3 protein-coding genes are annotated in these 2,139 nt (G+C 72.7%); all 3 read right to left on the bottom strand.

The genetic code is table 11. From position 1 onward, the window contains the following. Nucleotides 1-352 precede the first annotated feature (352 nt). Nucleotides 353-859, bottom strand: a complete 507-nt coding sequence (locus RIF68_RS35105; RefSeq protein WP_309055605.1) for a hypothetical protein — start codon at nt 857-859, stop codon at nt 353-355. 451 nt (nt 860-1,310) lie between these two features. After that, entirely contained in the window at nt 1,311-1,598 is a 288-nt protein-coding gene (locus RIF68_RS35110; RefSeq protein ID WP_309055606.1) for an Atu4866 domain-containing protein, read from the bottom strand. A gap of 92 nt (nt 1,599-1,690) precedes the next feature. After that, nucleotides 1,691-2,139, bottom strand: a 449-nt coding sequence (locus tag RIF68_RS35115; protein ID WP_309055608.1) for a MarR family transcriptional regulator, incomplete at its 5' end; no start/stop codon positions are given.

Genomic DNA, 2,139 nt, shown 5'->3' on the forward strand with positions numbered 1-2,139 from the left:
GGAGGCCGGGGTCTCGCCGGCCTCCTGACCGGCGTCCGGTCGGCACGACGGGCGCACCGCCATGCGCCCGCCGTCGCCCGGGCCCGCCCGCGAGGGGCGTCTCCTCGCGGACGGGCCCGTACGCGTCGGGGGAGGCCGACCGTGCCCCATTGACGCGCGCGGGGCGCCTCGGCGGAGGCCGCCTGACGTGCGCGGGCCGCGTGGCCGGCCCGGGTGGCAACGAGTGGGGGTGCCACGATCCGCTCCTGCGGACCGTGGCGCCTTCGTGTGCCGCGTTTCTCGTGTGCGTGGTTCTCCTGTGCGTGGTTCTGGCCTGCGACGGCCGGCCGGTGACAGCCCGGCACCACGGCGATCAGGTGAGCGGGGCGGCGGTGGGAAGGGCGGCCAGGACGGACGGGTAAGTGGTGCGGACGGCGGCGGTGTTGAAGCCGTACGTGTCGAGGGCGGTGGGCGTGATCTCCCTCTTGAGGCCGTTGGACACCAGGTAGACGGTCGTGTCGTCGGTGCTGCGGGCCAGGTACGCGTAGGCCGTGAGCGGTCCGCCGTCGGCGATGTTGGCGGTGGTGAGGACGAGACGTACGCCGTCGGTGCCGCGGAAGAGGGCGTCGTAGGTGACGGAGCTGGGGATCAGGTGCCGCTCACCGTCGAGGACCAGGTAGACGTCGTCGGAGTCGACCGCCTTGATCCGCAGGCCGTTCAGCTCGGGGAAGAGTTCGCCCTCCACCTGGGCGGCGGTGGAGACCGTGGCCGCCTGCGGCCGCGCCGTGGCGGCCTGCGCGGTGACGGCGGCGCCCGCGGTGAGAACGCCGAGGGAAACCAGGACGACGGTGGCGCGCGCCGCGAGGGACTGCTTGTTCATGACGATCCTCCAGTTGGTTCCTCGGGGGAGGGAGCCGGGACTGAGTCCCTGATTCCTGCACCCTCGTGGTAGTTGAAACTTAACTCACTTATGTTGATGCGTCAACAACCAGTGGGTGACGTGCCGTCGGACCGTCGGGTCCACCGAGGTCACGACAGAACCGGGGGGCCGGCTGGCGGCCGGACAGGCCGCGGGAACAGGGCGGATCGCCGAGCTTCGGCCGACCCGCGCCGTACAACAGCGCGGGGAGGAACAGCAGCAGGACCGCCTCGGGGGCGAGGGAGACGCCACCGAAGGCGGGGGTGAGTTCATGAGGCAGCCGGCTCCCAGCAGCAGGAGCGGCTCACTGCGGGACCGGACGGGCGGGAGGGGGGGAGGGAGGGGACGGGACTGTCCCCGGAATGCGCCGCCGAGGTGCGTCTCGGCGCGCCTCGGCGGCGCGACAGCCCGGTCAGCGACCGGCGCGGGGCGGCACGGCGTCCTCGCGGTACAGGACCAGGTGCTCGTGGTGAAGGATGCCGTCCCGTACGTCGCCGGTGGCGGTGAAACCGGTGTCGTCGACGTAGTCGATGTGGTTGCCGGTGACGGTGTAGCTGCCGGTGTAGGCGCTCCTCCGGTTGCCGCGCGCCTCGTCGTAGCGGCCGTCGGCGAGCAGTTCCTGACGGATGTGGCCGTCCGCGGTCACCCACGTGCCGACGAAGGGGTGGGGAGCGGCGGGGGAAGCGGTGTCGTCGTTCATGACCCCTACGGTGTCCCCCGGGTCCGCCGGGTACCAGGCCGCGCCTTTCCTGGGTGCGGGCCACCCACGTTCACCTCGGTGCCCGCGTCCCGTTACGGCGTGTCCGCCGCATCGGCGTCGACCGCGGCGAGGATGCGGTCGAGGAGGGTGCCGAGGAGGCGGACCTCGTCGGCGTCGAGCGGGTCGAAGAAGAGCCGCCGCACGGTCTCCGAGTGACGGGGAGCGGCCTCCTCGATGACCTTCCGTCCGGCCGGGGTGAGCCGGACCATGGAGCCGCGGGCGTCGTCGGCGCAGGCCTCCCTGGTGACGAGCCCCCGCTTCTCCATGCGGCTGATCTGGTGCGAGAGGCGGCTGCGCTCCCAGTCGACCTCCGCGCCCAGCTCCCTGGCCCGGAGCACTCCCCCGGGGGCTTCGGACAGCGGGGCGAGCAGCGCGTAATCGGCCGCGGAGAGCCCGGAGTCACGCAGCAGCTGGCGCTCCTGGGCGCGCAGCAGATCACGGCTCAGCCTGCGGTACGTGGTCCACACGGCCGCTTCTTCCG

The organism is Streptomyces sp. (genome assembly GCF_031178505.1).
GTDB classification, from domain to species: Bacteria; Actinomycetota; Actinomycetes; order Streptomycetales; family Streptomycetaceae; genus Streptomyces; species Streptomyces gulbargensis.

Coding starts and splice junctions, on each gene's coding strand:
- RIF68_RS35105 (WP_309055605.1), bottom strand. CDS start 859: ATGAACAAGCAGTCCCTCGCGGCGCGCGCCACCGTCGTCCTGGTTTCC.
- RIF68_RS35110 (WP_309055606.1), bottom strand. CDS start 1,598: ATGAACGACGACACCGCTTCCCCCGCCGCTCCCCACCCCTTCGTCGGC.